Source organism: Streptomyces phaeochromogenes (assembly GCF_001418655.1).
Lineage (GTDB): Bacteria > Actinomycetota > Actinomycetes > Streptomycetales > Streptomycetaceae > Streptomyces > Streptomyces phaeochromogenes.
This window is the reverse complement of sequence record NZ_LIQZ01000013.1, coordinates 58653-64923: the sequence shown is the minus strand read 5'-3', so window position 1 is coordinate 64923 and position 6271 is coordinate 58653. Positions and strand designations below refer to the sequence as shown.

Genomic DNA, 6271 nt, shown 5'->3' with positions numbered 1-6271 from the left:
CCCCCACGCCCCCTGGCAGAACTACGACCCCTGGGCCGCCGCGCCCCTCCAGCAGAACGGGGCGGCCGTCGAGAGCACGACCGGGCGGCGTCGGCGTACCAGGCGGGCGTTGGTCCTCGGGGCCGCGCTCCTCGCCCTCGTGTCCGGCGGCGTCGGCGGGGCCGTAGGGGCGTATCTGGAGCGCAACGGCGGGATCGACGACGTCGAGCTGCCGCAGGCCGGGACCGAGGCCAAGGGACGGGCCGCGGACAGCGTGGCCGGGATCGCGGCCAGCGCGCTGCCCAGTGTGGTGACCCTGCATGTGAGCGGGTCCGAGTCGCAGGGCACCGGCACCGGGTTCGTGCTCGACCAGCGCGGCCACATCCTCACCAACAACCACGTGGTCGAACCCGCGGACGGCAGCGGCGAGATAACCGTGACCTTCAGCGGCGGCCAGACCGCCAAGGCCAAGGTCGTCGGTCACGACAGCGGCTACGACCTCGCCGTCGTGAAGGTGAGCGGTGTCCGCGGCCTCAAACCCCTGGCCCTCGGCAACTCCGACAACGTCCAGGTCGGCGACCCGGTCGTGGCCATCGGTGCCCCCTTCGACCTGGAGAACACCGTCACCGCGGGCATCATCAGCGCCAAGGAGCGCCCCATCACGGCGGGCGGCGAGGAGGGCGACGGCAGCGACATCTCGTATGTGGACGCGCTGCAGACGGACGCCCCGATAAACCCCGGCAACTCGGGCGGCCCGCTGGTCGACTCCAAGGCCCGGGTCATCGGCATCAACAGCGCCATCCGCTCCGCCGACAGCGGCTCGGACCTGGAGGGCGGCCAGTCCGGCTCGATCGGCCTCGGGTTCGCCATCCCCATCAACCAGGGCAAGCGAGTCGCCGAGGAGCTCATCAACACCGGCAAGGCCACGCACCCGGTGATCGGCGTGACACTCGACATGGACTACAGCGGCGACGGCGCCCGCGTCGGCACCAAGGGCAACGACGGCAGCGCCCCGGTCAACCAGGACGGCCCCGGCGACCGGGCCGGCATCAAGCCCGGTGACGTCATCACCGAGGTCGACGGGCAGCGCGTGCACTCCGGCGAGGAGCTCATCGTCAAGACCCGGGCCCACCGCCCCGGCGACCGCCTGGAGCTGACGCTGGAGCGCGACGGCAAGGAGAGGAAGGTCACTCTCGTCCTCGGCTCGGCCGACGGCGACTGACGGAACGATCGCGCGGGGTGATCGCGCGGGGCGGGGCGGACAACCGACAGGAACTTCACAGGAAGCGGGCCGAACCCCGGCCCCATCAGGCAAACATCCTGGAAAACCCGGTGTGTACACGCGGTCGGAGGGCCCCGGACAGTACCGGACAGACAGGATCGCCGGGTACCGTGGACCCGGCCCGGACCACGGAACGACCTGCCGAGGGCCGAGGACATCGCAAGGAGCTGAAGGTGTTCAATGACATAGGACCGCTCGAGCTCGTGACGCTCGTCGTCCTTGCCGTGCTCGTCTTCGGCCCGGAGAAGCTCCCGAAGATGATCCAGGACGTCACGCGCACCATCCGCAAGATCCGTGACTTCTCGGAGAGCGCCAAGGCGGACATCCGCGAGGAACTCGGCCCGGAGTTCAAGGACTTCGAGTTCGAGGACCTCAACCCCAAGACGTTCATCCGCAAGCAGCTGGACAACGACGAGCTGGGGCTCAAGGAGATCCGTAACGGCTTCGACCTGAAGAAGGAGATGGCCGACGTCACGGACGCGGTGCACGGCCGCGAGTCCGAGTCCTCCGCCTCGTCCTCGTCGGTGGCCACGTCCGGCTCCACCGGCGGCACCGTCGACATGACGAAGAAGCGCGAGAAGCTCGATCAGGACGAGCGCCCGCCGTTCGACGCCGACGCGACCTGAGCCGGTCCCGGCCGCTCGGCCGACGGGCCCTGACCCGGGCCGACTCGGGCCGCTCCGAACGGCCCGGTCCAAGGCGTACGCCCGCGGCCCGTCGACATGCGGCACGCCCGCCGTCCGGAACGCGCTTCAGCCGGGTCGCCGACCTCCCTTTTCCCCGTACGCCACCTGCGTTCTGCCTGCTCAGAGGGTGCCTGATCTGACGCGTACGCGACCCTTGAGCCGACCGGTTTCCCGGGTCGTCGCGGACCTGTGGCTATCCTGCCTAGTTGTTGTGCGGACCGGATGGACGCCCGAAGGGGGGCGGGCCGCCCGGTTCGACTAGAGCGAGGAGGCGTCCGGGCGATGGAGACGACAAGTCGGGTAGGCGCGCAGGCGCCGGCTGCGGAGGGCGGACAACAGGTCCCCTCCGCCCGGCGCACGGTCGACGGCTACCTGCTGGCGCCCTTCCCGTGGTACGGCCTCGACGAGGCCTTCACGGGACCGCGCTGGCTGATGCAGGTCGGTGCTTCGGCCGACGGAGCCATTGAGCACGGATCGATCGGGCACGGCGACGAGCCCTCGGTACGCGGCGAGACCACGGAGGACAAGGAGCGGTTCGCGGTCGTGGTCACCGTGGCGGCCAGCCCGGTGCGGCGCAGCGCCGACGGCACGGGGCTGCTGGAGGCCACCTCGGTGTCCTCCGCGGCCTGGCTCGCGGGGGTCGGGCTGCTGTCCTTCACCTGGCCCGGGCAGATGGACCACACGCTGCGGGACGACTGGCTGGACCAGCAGACCGAGACGGCGTGGGTCCTCGCCGACGATCTGGACGGCACCGACTGGACCACGCTCTCGCTTCCCGTGGACGGCGTTCCGACGCCGTTCCACTACCGCGAGTCCGAGTTCGGGTGGGTTCTCGCAGGGTCCACGCAGGAGGGGGTCCACCTGGGGGCGTACGGGCGTGGGATGAGCGCGTACGGGTTGGGCTTCGCCGTGATCAAGGACATCGCCACGTACGCCTAGGCGGCGGGCCGAGCGAGGAGGGCACCGTCTGTTGACGGTGCCCTCCTCGGTGTCGTTCGTCGGTTGCGGGCCGGTGGGTACAGGTGCGGGTTGGTCGTGGCCGAGTGCGCGGTTCCTCGCGCCCCTGAAAGGGACGGGCCCCCTTTTAAGGGGCGCGGGGAAGCTCGCGACCAGCCACAGACCACCCTCAGCCGCCCGACACGCAGCCGCCGCGGTGCCGAACGTGACGTTCTAGAACTTGTTCCGGGGAGTGATTCCCAGGGACATGCCCGACAGGCCCCGCTGGCGGCCACCCAGCTTGCCCGCGATCGCTCGCAGGGCAGAGCCGGCGGGGGAGTCGGGGTCCGTCAGGACGACCGGCTTGCCCTCGTCGCCGCCCTCGCGCAGGCGGAGGTCGATGGGGATGGAGCCGAGGACCGGGACGGTGGCGCCGGTGGTGCGGGTCAGGCCGTCGGCGACCGACTGGCCGCCGCCCGTGCCGAAGATGTCGACCATCTCGTCGCAGTGCGGGCACGGCATGCCCGACATGTTCTCGACGACGCCCACGATCTTCTGGTGGGTCTGGACGGCGATCGAGCCGGCCCGCTCGGCGACCTCTGCGGCGGCCTGCTGAGGCGTCGTCACGACCAGGATCTCCGCGTTCGGGACGAGCTGCGCGACCGAGATCGCGATGTCGCCCGTACCCGGCGGGAGGTCCAGGAGCAGCACGTCCAGGTCGCCCCAGTAGACGTCCGCGAGGAACTGCTGGAGGGCGCGGTGGAGCATCGGGCCGCGCCACACGACGGGCGCGTTGCCGGGGGTGAACATGCCGATCGAGATGACCTTCACGCCGTTCGCCGACGGCGGCATGATCATGTTCTCGACCTGGGTCGGGTGGCCGTCAGCGCCCAGCATGCGGGGCACGGAGTGGCCGTAGATGTCGGCGTCCACGACACCGACCTTGAGGCCGTCCGCGGCCATCGCCGCCGCGAGGTTGACCGTCACGGACGACTTGCCGACGCCGCCCTTGCCGGAGGCGACCGCGTACACACGCGTCAGCGAACCCGGCTTGGCGAACGGGACCTCCCGTTCGCCCTGGCCGCCGCGCAGCGCGGACGCCAGCTCCTTGCGCTGTTCGTCGCCCATCACGTCCAGCGTCACGTCGACGTGGGTGACGCCCTCGACCGCCGCGACGGCGTCCGTGACGTTCTTCGTGATGGTCTCGCGCATCGGGCAGCCGGAGACAGTGAGGTAGACGGTGACCGCGACAGCACCGTCCGCACCGATCTCCACCGACTTGACCATTCCGAGCTCGGTGATCGGGCGATGGATCTCGGGGTCGTTCACTGTCGCCAGTGCTTCACGCACCGCGTCTTCCGTAGCCATGGGTCGATGGTACGGCGCTTCGTACCGGCCCCGGAAAGCCTGTCACCGGTCGTCTACGTCACGTCCCCGAGGGTGTTCTGCCGGGAATACGACACGAGCGTCGCCGCGCGCCCCGGGACGCCGCTCGTCCAGCTCCTTGACCAGGTCCTCCAGCTCCGAGCGGATCCAGTCACGGGTGGCGACCTCGCCGAGGCCCACGCGCAGTGCGGCGATCTCCCGCGTCAGGTACTCGGTGTCCGCGATGGACCGCTCGTTCTGCTTGCGGTCCTGTTCGAGGTTGACCTTGTCGCGGTCGTCCTGCCGGTTCTGCGCGAGGAGGATCAGCGGGGCGGCGTACGAGGCCTGGAGCGAGAGCATCAGGGTCAGGAAGATGAACGGGTAGTTGTCGAAGCGCAGGTCACGCGGCGCGGACACGTTCCACACCACCCACAGGATGATGACGACGGTCATCCAGACGATGAACCGCCCGGTGCCGAGGAAACGGGCGATCCGCTCGGACAGCCGGCCGAAGGCCTCCGGGTCGTACTCGGGCAGGAACCGGCGCCGCGGCGGCTGCGGCTGGTCGAGCCGGGTGCGCGGCCGGCCGGCGGCGGTCGCCCCGGTGGCGGCCCGTTCGCGGGCGGCCTCACGCTCAGGAGCCATCAGAAGCCCCCTCACCGGCCGTCTCCGGCGGTGTCTCCCCGTCCAGGTGGAACTCCGTCTCGCGCCAGTCCTCGGGCAGCATGTGGTCGAGTACGTCGTCCACGGTGACCGCGCCCAGCAGCGAGCCGCTCTCGTCCACGACGGGCGCCGCGACCATGTCGTACGCCGCGAAGAAGCCCGCCACGACGGGCAGTACGGCCTCGGGGTCCAGCGGCTGCAGATCGTCGTCGATCATCGAGCCGACGAGCGTGTACGGCGGATCGCGCAGCAGCCGCTGGAAGTGGACCGTGCCCAGGTACTTGCCGGTCGGTGTCTCGTCCGGCGGGCGGCACACGTACACCTGGGCGGCCAGTGCGGGGGAGAGGTCCGGGTTGCGCACCCGCGCGAGTGCGTCCGCGACGGTCGCGTCGGGACGCAGCACGATCGGCTCGGTCGTCATCAGCCCGCCCGCCGTGCGCTCCTCGTACGCCATCAGCCGCCGTACGTCCGCCGCGTCGTCCGGCCGCATCAGCGCGAGCAGACGCTCCTTGTCCTCCTCCGGCAGCTCGCCGAGCAGGTCGGCCGCGTCGTCGGGGTCCATCGCCTCCAGGACGTCGGCGGCCCGCTCCTCCTTGAGCTTGCCGAGGATCTCGATCTGGTCGTCCTCGGGGAGCTCCTCCAGGACGTCCGCGAGCCGGTCGTCGTCCAGGGCCGCCGCGACCTCCGCGCGCCGCTTGGGCGACAGATGGTGCAGCACGTTCGCGAGGTCGGCGGGGCGCAGCTGCTCGAAGGTGGCGAGGAGGCTCTCGGCGCCCTGCCCGTCCTCCTCCAGCGAGAACCCGGTGACGGACGACCACTCCACGGTCAGCGTCTCCCCCTTGGCCCGCCGGAACGTGCTGCCGGCCCGCCCCTTCCGTACGAAGACCCGGTCGATCTCCCAGTCCCGACGGGCGGGCAACTGCTGGATGGAGATGTCGAGGACGGTGACCTCCTCGTCCGTCTCGACGAGCGTGACCCGCCGGTCGAGCAGTTCCCCGATGACCAGCCGCTCGGTGGGCCGCTGCTCGAAGCGGCGGACGTTGAGGACGCCGGTGGTGATGACCTGACCGGACTCGATGCCGGTCACGCGGGTCATGGGCAGGAAGATGCGGCGGCGGGTGGACAGTTCGACGACGAGGCCGAGCAGCCGAGGGGGCTTCCGCCCGACGCGCAGCATGGCGACCAGGTCGCGCACCCGGCCCACCTGGTCGCCGTTCGGGTCGAAGACGGCGATGCCGGAGAGGTGTGAGACGAAGATCCTGGGGGCGCCTGCCGCCATGCCCGCGCCTCCTTCTCCGTACGGGCTCCACTACGGGCGTTTTGATGTGTCATGTCCGCTCGGGTGGGCTTCAGGCTAGCC

General features: G+C 70.7%; 6 protein-coding genes. 3 read left to right on the top strand and 3 right to left on the bottom strand.

The window, feature by feature from the left end; translation table 11 throughout:
- The 3 genes from AOK17_RS02345 to AOK17_RS02335 all read left to right on the top strand — a co-directional run.
- A partial coding sequence (locus AOK17_RS02345) for a S1C family serine protease (RefSeq protein WP_055610563.1) occupies positions 1-1201 on the top strand: 1201 nt, incomplete at its 5' end.
- A gap of 233 nt (positions 1202-1434) precedes the next feature.
- Positions 1435-1887, top strand: coding sequence for a sec-independent translocase (locus tag AOK17_RS02340; protein ID WP_055610568.1), 453 nt, complete (start codon positions 1435-1437; stop codon positions 1885-1887).
- A gap of 342 nt (positions 1888-2229) precedes the next feature.
- Positions 2230-2886: a hypothetical protein gene (locus tag AOK17_RS02335; RefSeq protein WP_055610562.1), complete on the top strand. Its 657-nt coding sequence runs from the start codon at positions 2230-2232 to the stop codon at positions 2884-2886.
- A gap of 231 nt (positions 2887-3117) precedes the next feature.
- On the opposite strand, the gene AOK17_RS02330 is transcribed toward AOK17_RS02335, so the two are convergent.
- Genes AOK17_RS02330 through AOK17_RS02320 form a run of 3 tightly spaced genes read right to left on the bottom strand, consistent with a single transcriptional unit; the run spans position 3118 to position 6190 of the window.
- On the bottom strand, positions 3118-4251 hold the full coding sequence (locus AOK17_RS02330; protein WP_055610561.1) for an Mrp/NBP35 family ATP-binding protein: 1134 nt from the start codon (positions 4249-4251) through the stop codon (positions 3118-3120).
- A gap of 42 nt (positions 4252-4293) precedes the next feature.
- Positions 4294-4893, bottom strand: a complete 600-nt coding sequence (locus tag AOK17_RS02325; RefSeq protein ID WP_055610560.1) for a DUF1003 domain-containing protein — start codon at positions 4891-4893, stop codon at positions 4294-4296.
- Positions 4883-6190 (bottom strand): magnesium transporter MgtE N-terminal domain-containing protein, encoded by a 1308-nt coding sequence (locus AOK17_RS02320; protein ID WP_055610559.1) that lies wholly within the window; start codon positions 6188-6190, stop codon positions 4883-4885. Before AOK17_RS02320 ends, AOK17_RS02325 begins: the two co-directional genes overlap by 11 nt.
- Between the last annotated feature and the right edge of the window lie 81 nt (positions 6191-6271).

Excerpts from the sequence above, each read along its gene's own strand:
- AOK17_RS02335 (WP_055610562.1), top strand. The coding sequence starts at position 2,230 with ATGGAGACGACAAGTCGGGTAGGCGCGCAGGCGCCGGCTGCGGAGGGC.
- AOK17_RS02330 (WP_055610561.1), bottom strand. The coding sequence starts at position 4,251 with ATGGCTACGGAAGACGCGGTGCGTGAAGCACTGGCGACAGTGAACGAC.
- AOK17_RS02325 (WP_055610560.1), bottom strand. The coding sequence starts at position 4,893 with ATGGCTCCTGAGCGTGAGGCCGCCCGCGAACGGGCCGCCACCGGGGCG.
- AOK17_RS02320 (WP_055610559.1), bottom strand. The coding sequence starts at position 6,190 with ATGGCGGCAGGCGCCCCCAGGATCTTCGTCTCACACCTCTCCGGCATC.